Origin of the sequence: Paenibacillus sp. JJ-223 (assembly GCF_927798175.1) — a bacterium.
Taxonomy (GTDB): Bacteria; Bacillota; Bacilli; order Paenibacillales; family Paenibacillaceae; genus Paenibacillus; species Paenibacillus hubeiensis.
Genome location: NZ_CAKMMP010000012.1, coordinates 68,372 through 84,608, shown reverse-complemented (window position 1 = coordinate 84,608; position 16,237 = coordinate 68,372). Strand labels below are relative to the sequence as shown.

Here is a 16,237-nt window from a genome sequence, read left to right as displayed (position 1 = left end):
GAGGTCGTTAATCCAGAGCCGAAGTGGCGTCCGAAGACGGCAGGATGGATGAAGGGAAATATCCGATATCCACCGCGTGCTTCAACATGGTCGTTACAAACCGGTCATCCGCTTTCGCGCATATAATGCCGGCCGGCTCTACGTAGGCTGTCGTTATAGGGCAGGCATACATATATGCCGAATCCTTCGCGCCGTCTCCTTCGAGCTGGGCAATCGCGAGCTGCAGCGCCTCTGCATCTTTCTCGACGCTGGCGTCGAACAGCCACTGGGTATATTCCGCAAACGGCATCGTCTCCACCTGATATCCGGCACGCCGGATGGAGGCAATCAAGTCATCGTAGCGGATCGATTCCGGGTTGCAGATGTGGAATACCCGTCCTGCCGTATCTTCGCGCATGGCCAGGTGGGCAATGGACTGGCTGGCGTAATCAATCGGCGTGAAGTCGACCATCCATTCCGCCGCCGGCGCTTTGCCGAGCAGCAGCATAGCTTTGATCATGCGGTAGAAGGCGTTGCTGTCAATATTGGTCTGGAAACGGCCGGTTTCCGAATGGCAAGTGAGATTGCCCGCCCGATAAATGCTTACAGGCACGCCTTCCCGGGCCGCCTGCATCAGAACCTTTTCCGCCTCAAGCTTACTGTCGGAGTACAGGTTGTCTACATGCAGATCTTCCGGGAAGCTGTCGTATTGCAATGAAGATTCCCATTGCCCGCTCAGCGCGAGATCTTCAGGTATGCCCATGGTGGAGACATGGTGGAAGGACGCACCCGGTTTGTGTCGGATCAGGCTGAGCAAGGAAACGGTGCCTTCGACATTGGTCTTGGCAAATTGCTCCGCCTCCCCGAAATGCCGAACGTCTGCCGCACAATGGATGATACGGTCGATGCGGGCCTGCACATAAGCGGCCTGCGCGTCGGACAGCCCCAGTCCTGGACGTTCAAGATCACCTTCTATGATCTCCACTCTCGCGGCAAGCATCGATTCGATGCCGTTTCCGAAATAACCTTTCATCACGCCGTTCAAGCGTTCCCTGGCCGTACTGCCATCGGATGGACGACGCACCAAGGCGTAAATGGTTGCATCCGAACGCATGAGCAGCTGCTCCAGCACGTGGGATCCGAGATAACCGGTGGCACCGGTCAGCAGGACATGCTCCGGTTTCAATATCTCGGGATAACCCAGTCGGGTCTCCAGCTCCACCGGATGTTCCGCCAAACGGGTGATCGTACCTGCGTTCTTTGCGATCGAAGCCGAATCATCGTTGGCAGAAAGCGCCATGGATTCCGCGCGCTTCGCCAGGGCGCGGATTGTTTTTTCTGCAAAGAAGTCAGCGATTTTCAATTGTGGATAATGCGGCTTCAGGATGACCAGGACGTGGATAACGCGAAGGGAATCCCCGCCTACGGCAAAAAAGCTGTCCTCCACGCCAAAATCGTCGTGCCCCAGAATTTGCTTCCAGGCATCATATAGAATGGACTCTGTCCCGGTTGCAGGCATGACGCGGTCAGGCTGGTTCTCGTGCCGCTCTTCGTTAGGGAAATCCACCATTGCTTTGCGATGGATTTTACCGGTAGGAGCAATCGGCATCTCATCAAGCTGGCACACCCACTTCGGCACAAAATAGGAAGGCAGTTTGGCTGCCAGCTGTGCTTTGATGTCAGCGACGGAAAGGGTGGACCCGTCTTTGGACGTAAAGTAGGCGACCAGCATGTTTTGGCCATCGCTTTCCTTTTTGGGAATGACAACGACATTCTGCACTTGGTCCAGACGGGCAAAATGATCCTCGATCTCCCCGATTTCAATCCGATGGCCCCGGATTTTCAACTGGGAATCGCTGCGGCCGACATATTCGAGCAAGCCATTGTCCAACACTTTGGCAATATCGCCGGATTTGTAGATTTTCTCGTTTATGGCAAACGGGCTGTCAATGAAAGACTGGGCTGTACGCTCCGGCAGGTTCAAGTATCCTTTGGCAAGAGCAGGCGTGGCGATATATATTTCTCCCGGCACGCCTACCGGACAAAGCTGTTGCTCTTCGTTGACGATGTACACTTTGTAGTTGTGGATCGGTTTGCCGATCGGAATGTGGACCACATGATCCGGAACGCGTTCGCTAATGCGATGCGTCGTTGTAGCAACGGTGCACTCCGTAGGCCCGTAAACATTCACGATGTCGATTTGATCGCCAAACTTGCGTTGGAATGCACGAACCTGCTCGCCATAGAGAGCTTCGCCCGCAACGGTAATGATTTTGACCTTCGACAATCGGTGGAACCCTTCTTCCGACAAGTACGAAGCCAGCTGATTGAAAAAGATGGTCGGCAAAATCGTAATGATCGTGGTGCCTGTCCGCTCAATGGCGATTGCAAAGTCCTCAACGGACACGCGCTCTTCCGCGGACAGAAGATAAAGCTCTGCACCGTAGAAGAGGGCCCCGATCGTATCCCACACGGATGCGTCAAAGCTGTATGTAGCAAATTGGGTTAATACGTCGCCTGGCTTAATGTCACAATCCCGCTGCACGACACTGCCCAAGTTCGTCACGCCCCGATGAGCGATAAGCGCGCCCTTCGGTTTGCCCGTGGAACCGGAAGTATAGATGATATAAGCGAGGTCGTCGGGATGGACGTCGACGTTCGGGTTGCTGGCTGCAAATCCGGCGAGACGCCCGTCAACGGCAACAATTTGCCGAACGGTCGAGATGCCGGAGAATAATCGGGTTGCTTCAGCGAACGATGATTCCGTGGTCAGAACGAATGAAGACGAAGTGTCTTCGACGATGTAGCTGTTACGCTCCTCGGGATGCTCGGGATCGATCGGAACGTAGGCACCTCCCGCTTTGAGAATGCCGAGCAGGGAAATGATCGTTTCCAGGCTTCGCTCCATAAAAATGCTGACGAACTCGCCTTTTTTCAGTCCGTTGGACAGCAGGACGCGTGCCACTTGGTTGGCCCGTTCGTTAAGCTCGCGATACGTATACCGGCCGGATCTGGACGTGATCGCAGGCGAATCCGGGAATTCGGCGGCAGTGGCTTCAAACCAGCCATGGATCGTTTGGTGTTCCGGCTCGAGCACGGCGGTGTCGTTCATTTCGCGGTACACGAGCCGATCGGAAGCAGACAGAATGTCCACCGAGCCCAGTGCCCTGTCTGCAGTGCGCAGGGCGGACCGCAGCAGGGTTTGGTAGTATTCCGCATAGCGGAGCACGGTGTCCTCCCGGAGAAGGGAGCTGTCATAGAATATATCCAGGGCAAATTGGCCCTGAATTTCGCGCATGTTCCAGCTTAGGACTTGCGGCCTTTGAGGGAGCTGGACGCTATTTAACATAAATAATGTTTCAGGATATTCCGCAGCAGAAGGATCTTGTTTGTGCTGCAGTTGCGCAGAAACCTGATCGTTTAATTCCCGGAACGCCATTTTACCATGAAGTTCCAATCTAAGCGTGGCTGTCCGCTCCGGGCATACCGCCCCCACCGCAATTTCGCGTTCTCCGGACAATCGATACAGCAATGCCGCATAAGCGGTGAGCAAGACAGGATATAAGGAATCTGCTCCAAGCTTTTGGCTCAGCTCTGGGATCAGGGAAGGATCGATCTGAACATGAGCCGATTCATAGGAAAAGGTTTGATGCCGGCGTCCAAAATCCAGTGGAATCTGGAGAACCGGAAGATGAGATTCTGCGGCATGGTTTGTCGTCGTTTGGTTATCAATCACTTATGGGATCCTCCTTGTTTCCATTGTATGCATGTTGGATTTCAGGTTTATTTTTTGACGTTGAATTGTGAAACGAGTTCCTGCAGCTCTTCGGACATGCTGGTCAGGCGGTTCGACGAATCGACGAGCGTGCTAAGGGAAGACTTCTGCTCATTCACGGATTCCGAAATTCGCACGCTGCTCTCGGCTGTTTTGCTTACGCTGGCGGACAAGTCGTCGGCGGTTGCCGTCATCTCTTCGGTCCCGGCGGAGATTTCCTGGGTTGCGCTGGAAACTTCCTGGATTTGCGAAGACACTTTTCTCGCTGCAGCCAAAATATCGTGGAACAGCCGTCCGGTCTCGGCGGCCACGGCCAGTCCCGTATCCACTTCGGAAGTACCTTGCTCCATGGCGCGTACAGCCTGTTTGATCTCTCTTTGGATTTCTTCGATGAGCACGGCAATTTGACTCGTTGCTTGTTCGGACTGTTCGGCCAGCTTGCGAACCTCGCCTGCCACGACGGCAAAACCTCGCCCTTCTTCACCAACGCGGGCAGCTTCGATGGAAGCATTCAGGGCAAGCAGGTTGGTTTGGCTTGATATCCCCGAAATGATATTAAGAATATCGCCAATCTCTTGCGAGCGGCTCTCCAGCACTTGGATGGCAGATGCCGTGTTTTTAACCGACTCGGTAATCAGCGTCATTTGCTCGGAAACCTGATTAACGACGGCATTCCCTTGCTCGGAGCGGCGTTCCATCTCATAGGCTTCGTCGGCGACATTGGACGAACTGCTGGCAATGGTCTGAATGACGGTAGCCATTTCGTTCATGGCGCGGGCGCTGTCGATGCTGGCCTGCTCTTGGGCGCGAATGTTGGATGTAATATGATTGACGCTGGTGTTGATGATTTCTGCGTTATCGCTATTTCTTTCCGATACATCGTACAATTCTCTTGCAGAAGCATTGACTTCATGGGAAGTGGATTGCACTTTGACGATCGTATCGTTGATTTTGCCGACCATGACATTGAATTTTTCGTTGACAATGCCCAAATCGTCTTTTCCAGTTGGAAGCTGGACATCCAAATTGCCCCGGCTCACATCATCGATACCTTTAATCAGGTGACGGATCGGGGAGAGCGTATTTTTCACGACAAGATATTGGATGATCAAAAACAACAACAGGAAGGCAACCAGAATGATGATGCTGTTTCTAAGCATGGATGCCAGTCCTTCCGGCACGGCCGAAGCATCCGCATCCACGGCAAAATACGAGAAGATTTTCCCGTTGCTGTCCTTGATCGGATAAGCGATGGTGGTCCAGGTTCCGAAATCGTCGTCATAAAACGTGGTGAACGTTGGACGGTCGGTACTCAACATTTCTTTCAAGGCATTGGCCACGGTCACCGGCTGCTCGTACATGTCGCCGATATTGACGCCATCGCTTTGGAAAGCTTCGCGCAAATTGGTCGGCATGGCAATCAATGAAGTTTCCCGTTGGGTGTTCCCGCCGAGTTCTGTTCCAAATATGTAAGCCTGCGCCACGTTAGGATAATACTCATGCATCTCGTCCAGGAAAGCCCGAAGCTTGGTCTGTACAGGTCCGTCGTAACTGCCTTCCGTTATGGCTGCCTGCACTTCGGACGGTTGGATTTCTTCCGACCATTTTTTCGTGATGAGCTCGACCTGATCATGCAACTGCTCAATCAGCACGACTCTTTGGAAATAATAACTGCTTGCGATCAGTGCCACGCCAATGATGACAATGTTGGTGAATGAAAGCAAAAGGTTTTTCGAAAAGAAAGACATGTTTTTCCAGCTGAATGATTTCACTAAATTCCACTCCTGATTCTCTTGGTATTGACGCTTTGAATGGCTTGCATGAATGCAGCTAATCAGGTCATGTATATATCCTCCTTCGTAGATTAGATCTGCGACCATGGTCTTGGTTCGTGGTCGTAAATATGAAGATTTATCCCACTTATTAACCATGGGTGTCTAATAATTAAAACACATCCACTTTTAATATGTCGTATAAAATGTCCCCAAACTGAATAGTTTGATTAAAACTTTTTTAATATTCTGCATAAATGCGGATAGATGACCACCACCAATAGGTATATAGCACTATGGATTTGGAGGGTTACCATTTTTTGGCGTTCCATTTGTATTTTATCGCATAGGATCCGATCATGCATCGTTGTTTCCGAGCTGCATTCCGTTCTGCATGACGGCGGCGGGCAGACAGATTGAGCTGTCATGATATACATCGGAAGCGGTTTTATCTATAATAAATACAGTATGTATTTTAAATTCATAAGCAGCGGGGGTCTATGGAGATGAATCTGAAACAGATTGCAGCAGAACGGGCGGCTGAATACATTCAGGATGGCATGAAGGTGGGACTTGGAACCGGATCGACGGCATACTACGCTATTTGCAAGCTTGGAGAGCGCGTGCGCGACGGTTTGCGTATTCAGGCTGTTGCCACATCGGAAGCCTCGGACAAGCTGGCACGGGAGTGGGGAATCCCCATCGTCCCGTTTGACCAGATCGGCCGGCTTGATATTACGATTGATGGCGCGGATGAAGTGGACCCGGATTTTAATCTGATCAAAGGCGGCGGCGGCGCATTATTGCGTGAAAAGATCGTAGCTGCCAACAGCGACAAACTCATCATTGTAGCAGATGGAAGCAAGGCGGTTAAACGGCTCGGCCGTTTCCCGCTTCCGGTGGAAGTGGTGCCTTTTGCCTCCGAGTGGACGTTCAGCGCGCTGGAGAAGCTGGGTTGCCGTCCGGCCTGGAGAATGAATGGAGAGGAACGTTATCTGACGGATAACGGAAACTTGATCGCTGACTGCCATATGGAGGCCATTGAACATGCGGCTGAACTGAACGTTCGCTTGAACATGCTGCCTGGCGTCGTGGATAATGGATTGTTCGTGGATATGGCAGATACCGTCATTTTGGCAAAGGAAGACGGAAGCATCGATGAACTGCACCGTCCCTAGCCTGAAAAGCGAGGCGTGATTCGAGATATGACTGACATCCCTCTTGTGAATCATGAGGCATGCTGCGGGCAGAGTGGCAGACCGCAAAAGATAGCATTACAATGTAAATCAGTGATGGAGGATTAGGGAAATGCCGAATACGGAGGACAATCGGGAACTGTCTTTGCAATTATTTGTGGTTCTTGTCCGAGCATATAATTCAGTGACTTCAAGGTCCAACCGGGACATTCAAAGCCATGGACTGAATTCAACGGAATTCGGGGTGCTTGACTTGTTGTATCACAGGGGGCCGCAGGCCCTCCAGAAAATCGGCGAAAAGGTGTTGATGTCGAGCGGCAACATTACGTATGTCGTGGACAAGCTGCAAAATAAAAAGCTGATTACAAGACGTGCCTCCAAGGAGGATCGGCGCGTTATTTTTGCCGAATTGACTGAGACGGGGAAGGCCTTCTTTGAAGAGGTTTTCCCGCAGCATCATCAAGTCATCATCGATGCCCTGGAGGGGCTTTCGCCATCCGAGAAGACAGAGGCGATCCGGTTGTTGAAAAAACTTGGCCTGGCTGCTGCAGGAAAAACCGACGTGCGTTCGTAACGCGTCGGTTTTTTTGTTTTTGCTCGGATTGGGAGGACGGCTTTCGAGCCGGCTAAGCTCGGTCAAAGCAGATTGACATCCAATCCCTGAAATCGGAGAATGGGTATATATGGGTTCGTTGAAATGAAATGCCTGAACGAACCATTCTGCCCATTAGGATTCATTGGGGATCGGAAGCAGGCCGGATGCAGAGTGCAATACATGAGTAAGGCCTATGAAAAGGAGGGATTTTATGCCTCGACCAGCAAGGGTGTGTTCGTATTGTCAGCAAGAAATGGCAGAGGACGAATTCAAATGCAAAGCATGCGGCAATCTCGTAGAAACAAAGACGGCGCCGCCCGAACGCGTTTACATGCAGGAAGAGGGAAAGCCACTGGATCGCTATTCCATTGTGCTGCTGGTCATCATGACGCTGTTATTCGCGCCAATCGCGATGACGATCGGGGGAGTGCTGCTGTTTCACGATGATCCCTATCGGAGGGATACGGGCAAATTGATCGTGACCGGTTCGATGGTGGTCATGGCGATCCTATGTTTGGTTTTTGTTGCCGGATCGGGAACGCTAACGGTCCGCTTCTGAAAGGGGAGTGTCTAATGAATCGGGAGCGCTTTAATGCTGCACGCAGGGCGGAGGCCGATTATCATGACAGGTTCTATCGTAATCATGAACTGTTCGCGGAAGGTACCTGGATGGCGAAACCGATGCCCGTCGTGATGGAAATGCTGGAACGACTATTGACCCGTCATTCCAGGTTGAATGTGCTTGATCTCGGATGCGGCGTCGGACGTCATGCCATTGCGATTGCGCAGCGTCTGAAACAGACGGAAAGCAGGATCGTCGGTGTTGACCTGATTGATGCGGCCGTAGATGGTCTGTGCACCTATGCGCAGCAATACGGGGTTGATCACTTGATTAAGGTCGAAAAGGCAGACGCAGAGCATTATCCGATACCAAAAGCGCATTATGATTATATCGTTGCCTGTTCTTGCCTGGAGCACATGTCAAGTAAGGAAGCGTTCCTTGGAACCATTGAACGGATGCAGCAGGGCACGCGGACAGGCGGAATTCATTGCATTGCCATGAGCACAAACGTGAAGGAACAAGAGATACGCACCGGACGGCCGCTTTTGCCTCTGATTGAATTGAACCTGTCCACCGAGGAAGCCATGGATCTGTTATGGAAGAGCTATGCCGGATGGGAGATTCTCCACCAGAAGACGACCGAACACAAAATAACAGAGATGAAGTATGATGAAGAATCGCAGTTTAGGTCTGTTTTTGTCCGTTTTGCGGTGCAGAAGAAATAAACGAATGCCTAAGCAGACCGACCCATTTTCCCGGGGAATGACCCGACGGAAAGAGGGAGAGCTAGATAACAGGCGATGGGAAGATGGTACTGCACTCGCAGTGACCTAGTGTGATTGATTAGTGCGGTTCATATAGACAATGTTGGAGGAGGAAATGAGCAATGGATACATATGTCATCGGGATCGATGGTGGAGGAAGTCATACACGGGTAGCGATCGCAGATCATCAAGGGCATGTCCACTCTTACGTGCAAAAAGGAGGCTGCAATCGTTATCACGATGACCGTGCCGAACAGAATGTGCTCGAAGGGATCGCCGAAGCCATTCAGAAGGCAGGGTTGCAGGTACAGCAGATTGCCTCCTTGACGGCGGGGATGGCCGGACTGGATCAGGACGAACACTATGCATGGGCAGAACAATTATTGCGCAGAACGGGGATCCAAGGCAGCATCCATGCTGTAAACGATACGCGCATCGCCCACACGGCGGCTTTCCATGGCGATCCTGGAATTGTTGCCATCGGAGGTACGGGTTCCTTAATCCTTGCCAAGACCGAGAAAGGGCAGTGGATTCGCAATGACCAGTTCGGACATTATGCTCCGGTGGCGGCGCGTTTCCTGTCTTACGACACCGTGCACTCCATTTTGGCAGGTCGTTATGGTCAGGCGGACATGGCATGGATTGAACTCGTTTTGAATTATTGGAACGTAAACACGATACAGGAACTGGCACGACTCGGCTCAACGGGATTCGGAGGAAACAAGCAGGAAACCAATCGGCGGTTTGGGCAGATGGCTCCATTGGTTACCGAAGCTGCAGGCAAAGGAGTACCGCTTGCTGTAGATGTATGTGATCGAGCGGCCGATACGGCAGTGGTAGGGATCGCGATGCTTGCAGCCTGCTTTCAATCCGATTCGGTTGCCGTCAGTCTGACGGGCAGCTGCCTGGAAACGCCGTATATGCGCGAAGCGATCCGCAAAGGGCTTGCTTCCGCAGGCGAGGCAGGAGGCAGGAGCTTCCGGCTTGCAGCTGGCGATCTGACTGCAGTCGGCGGCGCTTTGCTCGAGGCATGGGATACGGCAGGCATTCCGGTGAGTGAAAACATGCTCGCCACGCTTCGATCAGAACTTGCCACAATCCGACCATAAGGAATGCAGCTTGAACTTTGGCGTACGAACGACTACAATACGATGGCGGAAGATAGCAAGCAGTAGGAGGAATGACAAAATGTTGATTGATTTGAAAACGCGCATACAGGAGCCGGTTGTGCAGGAACTGTTATCCTATTCGGTATTTCCGGATCCGGACCGGTTGGACCACGCGCTGCAACAATATATTCAGAGTGATGATTTGCATCTGGAAGGGTATGAAGACGAGCAGCAATTGGTAGGTCTGATCGGTTATGAACAAACGGGAGACAGCGAGATCACCATTCGGCATATCGCGGTGCTGCCGGAAAATCGGTTCAAAAATTATGGCCGGGGCATGATTGCCCAAGTGCTTGAGAAGCACAATCCGGACTTGCTGGTTGCGGAAACGGATCAGGAAGCGGTCGACTTTTACCGGAATTCCGGATTCGTCGTTTATAGTTTAGGGGAGCCTTATCCTGGCGTGGAACGATTCCGCTGTGTGCTGGAAAAGGATGAGGAAGAAGAGGCGTAATTGCGATATCGGTTGCAATGAAATGAAGATGGACTAGGGCAGGACGTGGGATCGGGTGAATGACCCGAGTAAGGCGTCCTGTTTTTTTGCTTTTTAGGGACGGAAGATGCAGGAAAAAAGTATTGCTTTGGAATAAAGTTTCATTATAGAATAGTTTCGTTATGAAATAGTTCGTTTAGTGAACTTTATGAGAAAGGAGAATTGAACCATGCAGAAACCGGATGCCAAGCACTTGGTCAATCGATATTTGGATGCCTCGTTTTTAGTCACCAAGCAGTTTGAAATTCGTATTCGGGAACAGGTCGGGCAGATGATGTCGACAGATCAATTTTGCGCCCTGCGCCTGATTGATGAAAAACCGGATTGTACGCCCTCGGATTTGGCGGATCTTCTCTGCGTCGGCAAGAGCAGCATTACGGCATTGGTCAACAAGCTGGTGAGCCGAAATCTGGTTCATCGCTCGGGGGATGAACGTGACCGCAGAGTGGTGTATTTGTCTTTGACAGACACGGGGCGCAAAATTTATCAGGAAACGGAGCAGGAGATTCACAAGCTGCTTGAGCCTTACCTGGTGCATTTCAAGCCGGAAGAGATACGAAATTTCATTGAATCTTTCGAAAAATTGGCGCTGCTGCTATCCGATGAAGGAGGACAGGACGAAGCATGAGAACGATTTTGAAAGCAAGATGGTGGCTGATGGGGCTATGGATTGCCGTAGCTGCCGTACTGATGTTCACGGCTCCAGGCATGAGCGACCTGATCCGGGAAAAAGGCCAATTTTCCGTGCCTGACGGGTATTCTTCGACCCAGGCTGCGGCTATTCTGGACGAAGCCGCCGCACAGAAGGGGGAACAGCCGGGGACACAGCTGGCGCTTGTATTCCATAACCCTGACGGACTGGGCACCGCAGGAAAGCAAGAAGCAGAAAATGCGATCAAACAGTTGGAATCCAACAAGGATAAGCTGGGTATCTTGTCCATACTCGATCCGTTTTCCCAGCCCGAGCTCGCCGAGAAAATGATTTCGGCCGACGGGAAGACGATCCTGACGTCCCTTTCCGTGGATCAGGGCAAACGTACCGTCAAAGAGATGAGATCCGACCTGAACGGGGCGCTCCAATCCGTTTCCGTCGAGCATTACATTACGGGCAAAGGACTGATCGATGAAGATACGATCGAGAGCTCCCAGGAGGGGCTCAAAAAGTCGGAATACATCACGGTCGCCTTTATTTTGATCATTTTGTTCCTTGTCTTCCGTTCGTTCGTAGCCCCATTCGTTCCATTGCTTACGGTGGGCATCAGTTACCTGGTGGCACAGCAGATCGTAGCCTTTCTGGTCGATGGGGTCGACTTCCCGATATCGACGTTTACGCAAATTTTCATGGTTGCGGTCATGTTCGGGATCGGAACGGATTATTGCATCCTGCTGATCAGCCGTTTTAAAGAAGAACTGGCCCATCATGAAAACACGTGGGAAGCGATCATTGCGACCTACCGCACCGCCGGAAAAACGGTGTTTTTCTCCGCACTCGCGGTACTCGTCGGTTTCATAGCGATCGGTTTTGCGCAGTTTATGTTGTACCGGTCCGCCGTTGCGGTTGCCGTCGGCATTGCCGTTATGATGGTTGCGCTCGTCACGATCGTGCCTTTCTTTATGGCGGTATTGGGCAAAAAACTGTTTTGGCCTTCGAAGGGTTCGCTGGAGCATGCAGAGAGCCGCATTTACGGTGCTGCCGGCCGCTTCTCTCTCAAACGCCCATGGGCGGCGCTGCTGATTATCGCTGCCATTTGTGTGCCGCTTCTTTCCACGTATGACGGCAAGCTGTCGTTTAACAGTCTGGATGAGATCGGCGACAAATACGACTCCGTCAAAGCGTTTAACATCATTTCGGACAGTTTCGGTCCAGGTGAATCATTGCCGGGGCAAATCGTCATTCAAAATGACGAACCGATGGATAACGCAAAAACGATGGCGATCGCCGAAAAAATCAGCCGCGAAGTGGAGAAGGTGGCTGGCGTATCCGGTGTTCGGAGCATGACCCGGCCCACCGGCGACGAGATTAAGGATTTTGAAGTGACCCAGCAAGTCGGAACGCTGTCTGATGGTTTGGGCGAAGGTAAAACGGGTCTGGATAAAATTCGCGACGGTCTGAGCGAGGCCAGCACCCAGTTGAGCAAAAACCAACCACAGCTCAAAGAAGCTGCGGATGGAGCAGGGGAGCTGACCAAAGGAACGGCACAGCTGCAATCCGGGATCACTCAGCTGTCCGATGGGCTTGCACGAATCGAAAAAGGCATCCGTGATGGCTCTTCCGGCGCAGGCGAGCTGAAGGCCGGGCTTCAACAGGCCAAAACGAGCGCCGACCAACTAGCGAAAGCCAGCAATCAGCTTCTTCAGGCCTATCGCCAGGCAGGCAAAGGTGTTGCGGCGATCGGAGACGGGGTTGGCAGCTTGCAAAAGCAGCTCGCCGGAGTGTCTGCGGCCCTTACAAGCTTGAGCGAATCCTTTACGGCGCTTGAGGCGCGTTATCCGGAATTGGCGCAGGATGCGGATTATCAGCGCATCAAGGGAACGATCGGGGAAACCGGCACGGGAACAGCGCAGCTGTCGCAAGGACTGGGACAAATCCAATCCAGCTTGGGCGAAGCGGCTGCAGGAATCAGCCAGGCCAACGAAGGTTTCGCTTCCGCGACTGCAGGCCAGAAAGCTCTCGCGGACGGTTTGGACCAAATCGTCGCAGGCATCGGCCAGCTTGAAACAGGCTTGAAGCAGGCGGCTGATGGCCAAGGGCAAGTGATTCGCGAAATTCCTTCCATTCAGGACGGACTTGGCCAGCTTCAGGGAGGCCAGGAAAAAATAAAACAAGGCTTCACCGATCTGAGTGGGCAGTTGACTCAATTGACCGACGGTTTGAACCAGAGCGTGGACGGGATCAGCCAAGTGTCCGGCGGACTTGAATCCGCCCAAGACTATCTGACCCAGCTTCAGCAGTCTCCGGATTCCGATTTGGCCGGATGGCATGTCCCTGAGGAAGCTCTGAACAGCAAAGATTTTGAACAGGTATTCGATACGTATCTGTCCAAAGATCGCAAAACGATGACCATTGATGTCATTTTTGCCGAAAATCCGTATGGGACCGAGGCTATTGATCGCGTACCCGATATCGAGGCTGCCGTGCAGCGCGCCGTTCAGGGAAGCGCGCTCGAAAAAGCCGATATAGCCATTGGCGGAGTAACCAGCACATTCGCGGATTTGCAGGAGATTTCCAACAATGACTACACGCGTACCGTCATGTTGATGCTGGCAGGCACGCTGATCATTTTGATCATTCTGTTACGCTCGGTCATCATGCCGATCTACCTGATTCTCTCTTTGCTGCTGGCCTATTTCTCTTCCATGGCTATCACGGAAGTCATTTTCGTCAACATGCTCGGGTTTTCGGGAATCAGCTGGGTAACGCCGTTCTTTGGATTCGTCATGCTGATCGCTTTGGGCGTCGATTACAGCATCTTCCTGATGGACCGTTTCAATGAAAACAAAGGTATGCGAGTACAAGAAGCGATGCTTTACGCAATGAAAAACATGGGCACGGTCATTCTGTCCGCTGCCGTGATCTTGAGCGGGACGTTTGCTGCAATGTACCCGTCTGGCGTTCTGTCCATGATGCAGATTGCCACGGTCGTGCTCAGCGGATTGATTCTGTATTCCTTGTTGTTCTTGCCATTGTTCGTGCCTGTGATGGTGAAGATGTTCGGGCGCGCCAACTGGTGGCCATTCCCGAGCAAAGAACAGCAGGACGCTGCTTCTTCCGATCGCTCGATTGGCATGTAGCATGCTGCACCAATAAGGACTTGTAACCATCCAATCGCTTTTATGAGGCCCTGTCGGCTTGCCGACAGGGTTTTGTCTCGTTTTTCGTGAGTTCCCGGACTATGGTGCCCGTTGCATGGCATGTGACATCACCTGCAAAATTAAGGTGGCTGCCTAGGGACAACGTCCCGCGCTTTGATTTCCCATTGTACATATCATGGAACATAATCAGTCAGAGATGGGCGGAAGGGGGCTACAGCGATGGTTTATCGATATGCAGCTATTGGGGACTCGCTTACGGTAGGAACGGGAGCGCTGCTGGGTACCGGCTTTGTTCTACTGTATCGGCGAATGATCGAAATGAACGTGCGCACCTTTGTTTCGGTTGACAATATGGGGGTAAACGGCTTGACTTCCGAAGAATTGCTGCATATGGTATCCAACTATGCAAGGGTAAGGCAAGCCGTGCGAGAGGCGGACGTCATCACCATGACCATCGGGGGGAACGACTTGATTCGCACGTTCAAAGCGAGCGGAGGAATGCCCGGAGCCGAGCGTATGACGCAAGTGCTTGGGGAAACGCGAAACAATGTCACCCAGATCATGAAGCATATTCGCCAACTGAAACGAGGCCATAGATATATGATACGAACGGTCGGATTGTATAATCCGTATCCACGTTCGGCGGAGGCTGCTTATTGGGTCAAGCAGTACAATTCTTTCCTGAATGGCGCCGGCTCGGGGTATTACGGCTGTGCGCAGGTGTACGACCAATTCGAAGGGCGTGAGCGCGACCTGTTATTTTGGGACAGGATGCATCCCAATTCGAGAGGGTACCGTGTGATCGCCGACCAACTGGGCCGAATGGGATACAGACCTTTTGCCTGAAAGCGATGAACGGAGCGCGAAATGCTGAATAGGAGGAGCGGACTGGACCGCTGGATACGCTTCCGTTAAGATAAACGAATAGCGAACGCGTTTCGAATCTATGAATCATTCGTAAAGACATCCAGGCTAATGCAGCAGAAGATACATCAATAAAGGAGATCGATTTAATGCAGCACATTCATTTGCGATCCGAGAAGGATTTGGAATACCAACGCGTACGGCAAGTGCTGTCGGTATACGCTCCCGACTCCGAGTGGGAGGCGATTCGGGGAAGCGGAGGCATGAACAACTCGACGTATTTGCTGCGGATTGACGGTAAACGCTTTGTGTTGCGGCAGTACGAAACCCATAACGACGTCGCCAAAATTGCTTTTGAGCATGAAATCCTAGATGCGTTGGCCCGTTCCGGTTTTTCGCTTCGCCTGCCTTCGCCTGTGAAGGCGCCGGGGAACGGGCAAACCTTTTATACCCTCGTTAACGAAGCCACCGGGCAGAAGAAAGTCGTCGCCTTGTTTCGTTATCTTGAAGGCCGCAACCCGGTCTGGGGCGACCCGGAGCAGCTCCGCGAATTGGGGATGGCTGCAGGAAAGCTGTCGCAGGCATTAGCGGGCTTGAAGGTGTCGCTTGATCCGGTTTATCCGCCGTATTATCAAATTCAAGACGCTTATCCGCTCTGTACGCCAGACAAGCTGCTGCGGATGTGCATTTCCCCGCCGGTCCAGCTGCACGCCGTACGGAACGATATGAACGAGCTGGCGCATACGCTGCCTGCGCTTTTTGACGCGTTGGCAGGCATGGAGCATTTACCGCATCAACTGGTGCATGGGGATGTGAATGCGTCCAATGTGCTCGCAGATGAAGAGGGGCGCGTGTGCGCCGTGTTGGATTTTGAATTCGCAACGTGGGACTTGCGCGTCATGGAGCTGGCCGTTCCGCTGTCGGATTTGCTTACCATAGATCGCGGCGAGGTTTGGTTATGGAGAGCACTGGAGAGCCTGATCCGTGGATTTCGTGCACATGCCGTCCTGGAGCCCGCGGAACTGGCGGCTCTTCCTCAGCTTGTGCTGCTGCGAAGCCTGGACGTGGTCATGCATTTTATCAGCCGGATGTTCGAGGAGACGGATCCGCCAGAGGTAGCGGCCGTTCAGATTCGAAAGCTGAGGGAACGCATGGACTGGATGAAGAACAATGAAGCGCGTCTGCGGACGTTGCTGTCCTGAAATGAAAAGGAGTGCCGAATTCAGCCAGATGGTGAGCTCGGCACTCCTTTGAT

12 protein-coding genes are annotated in these 16,237 nt (G+C 52.3%); 10 read left to right on the top strand and 2 right to left on the bottom strand.

The genetic code is table 11. The features are described from left to right. Positions 1-7 precede the first annotated feature (7 nt). Positions 8-3,715 (bottom strand): non-ribosomal peptide synthetase, encoded by a 3,708-nt coding sequence (locus L6H98_RS20425; RefSeq protein WP_236417915.1) that lies wholly within the window; start codon positions 3,713-3,715, stop codon positions 8-10. Between the two features lie 47 nt (positions 3,716-3,762). Then, positions 3,763-5,502: a methyl-accepting chemotaxis protein gene (locus L6H98_RS20420; RefSeq protein ID WP_236418493.1), complete on the bottom strand. Its 1,740-nt coding sequence runs from the start codon at positions 5,500-5,502 to the stop codon at positions 3,763-3,765. A gap of 530 nt (positions 5,503-6,032) precedes the next feature. On the opposite strand from L6H98_RS20420, the gene rpiA reads away from it, so the two are divergent. The 10 genes from rpiA (at position 6,033) to L6H98_RS20370 (ending at position 16,184) form a co-directional block, all read left to right on the top strand. Next, the gene (gene rpiA / locus L6H98_RS20415) at positions 6,033-6,704 is read left to right on the top strand and encodes a ribose-5-phosphate isomerase RpiA (protein WP_236417914.1); all 672 of its coding nucleotides are present in this window, start codon (positions 6,033-6,035) and stop codon (positions 6,702-6,704) included. 130 nt (positions 6,705-6,834) lie between these two features. Then, positions 6,835-7,296: a MarR family transcriptional regulator gene (locus L6H98_RS20410; RefSeq protein WP_236417913.1), complete on the top strand. Its 462-nt coding sequence runs from the start codon at positions 6,835-6,837 to the stop codon at positions 7,294-7,296. Positions 7,297-7,528: 232 nt separating this feature from the next. Next, positions 7,529-7,876, top strand: coding sequence for a hypothetical protein (locus tag L6H98_RS20405; RefSeq protein WP_236417912.1), 348 nt, complete (start codon positions 7,529-7,531; stop codon positions 7,874-7,876). Positions 7,877-7,890: 14 nt separating this feature from the next. Next, positions 7,891-8,604, top strand: a complete 714-nt coding sequence (locus tag L6H98_RS20400; protein WP_236417911.1) for a class I SAM-dependent methyltransferase — start codon at positions 7,891-7,893, stop codon at positions 8,602-8,604. Between the two features lie 161 nt (positions 8,605-8,765). Further along, complete coding sequence (locus L6H98_RS20395; protein WP_236417910.1) at positions 8,766-9,752, top strand: BadF/BadG/BcrA/BcrD ATPase family protein; 987 nt, start codon at positions 8,766-8,768, stop codon at positions 9,750-9,752. A 79-nt stretch (positions 9,753-9,831) separates the two neighbouring features. Then, entirely contained in the window at positions 9,832-10,266 is a 435-nt protein-coding gene (locus L6H98_RS20390; protein ID WP_236417908.1) for a GNAT family N-acetyltransferase, read from the top strand. A 208-nt stretch (positions 10,267-10,474) separates the two neighbouring features. Beyond that, positions 10,475-10,933: a MarR family transcriptional regulator gene (locus L6H98_RS20385; RefSeq protein WP_236417906.1), complete on the top strand. Its 459-nt coding sequence runs from the start codon at positions 10,475-10,477 to the stop codon at positions 10,931-10,933. Then, on the top strand, positions 10,930-14,097 hold the full coding sequence (locus tag L6H98_RS20380; protein ID WP_236417905.1) for an MMPL family transporter: 3,168 nt from the start codon (positions 10,930-10,932) through the stop codon (positions 14,095-14,097). The genes L6H98_RS20385 and L6H98_RS20380 overlap by 4 nt, the downstream gene beginning before the upstream one ends. Before the next feature lie 240 nt (positions 14,098-14,337). Further along, the gene (locus L6H98_RS20375) at positions 14,338-14,964 is read left to right on the top strand and encodes an SGNH/GDSL hydrolase family protein (protein ID WP_236417904.1); all 627 of its coding nucleotides are present in this window, start codon (positions 14,338-14,340) and stop codon (positions 14,962-14,964) included. Between the two features lie 167 nt (positions 14,965-15,131). After that, on the top strand, positions 15,132-16,184 hold the full coding sequence (locus L6H98_RS20370; protein ID WP_236417902.1) for a phosphotransferase: 1,053 nt from the start codon (positions 15,132-15,134) through the stop codon (positions 16,182-16,184). The last annotated feature ends 53 nt before the right edge of the window (positions 16,185-16,237 follow it).

Bases quoted from the DNA above. Each gene is read 5' to 3' on its own strand.
- L6H98_RS20400 (WP_236417911.1), top strand. From the start codon at position 7,891: ATGAATCGGGAGCGCTTTAATGCTGCACGCAGGGCGGAGGCCGATTAT.
- L6H98_RS20380 (WP_236417905.1), top strand. From the start codon at position 10,930: ATGAGAACGATTTTGAAAGCAAGATGGTGGCTGATGGGGCTATGGATT.
- L6H98_RS20385 (WP_236417906.1), top strand. From the start codon at position 10,475: ATGCAGAAACCGGATGCCAAGCACTTGGTCAATCGATATTTGGATGCC.
- L6H98_RS20390 (WP_236417908.1), top strand. From the start codon at position 9,832: ATGTTGATTGATTTGAAAACGCGCATACAGGAGCCGGTTGTGCAGGAA.
- L6H98_RS20375 (WP_236417904.1), top strand. From the start codon at position 14,338: ATGGTTTATCGATATGCAGCTATTGGGGACTCGCTTACGGTAGGAACG.
- L6H98_RS20410 (WP_236417913.1), top strand. From the start codon at position 6,835: ATGCCGAATACGGAGGACAATCGGGAACTGTCTTTGCAATTATTTGTG.
- rpiA (WP_236417914.1), top strand. From the start codon at position 6,033: ATGAATCTGAAACAGATTGCAGCAGAACGGGCGGCTGAATACATTCAG.
- L6H98_RS20420 (WP_236418493.1), bottom strand. From the start codon at position 5,502: ATGTCTTTCTTTTCGAAAAACCTTTTGCTTTCATTCACCAACATTGTC.
- L6H98_RS20395 (WP_236417910.1), top strand. From the start codon at position 8,766: ATGGATACATATGTCATCGGGATCGATGGTGGAGGAAGTCATACACGG.
- L6H98_RS20405 (WP_236417912.1), top strand. From the start codon at position 7,529: ATGCCTCGACCAGCAAGGGTGTGTTCGTATTGTCAGCAAGAAATGGCA.
- L6H98_RS20370 (WP_236417902.1), top strand. From the start codon at position 15,132: ATGCAGCACATTCATTTGCGATCCGAGAAGGATTTGGAATACCAACGC.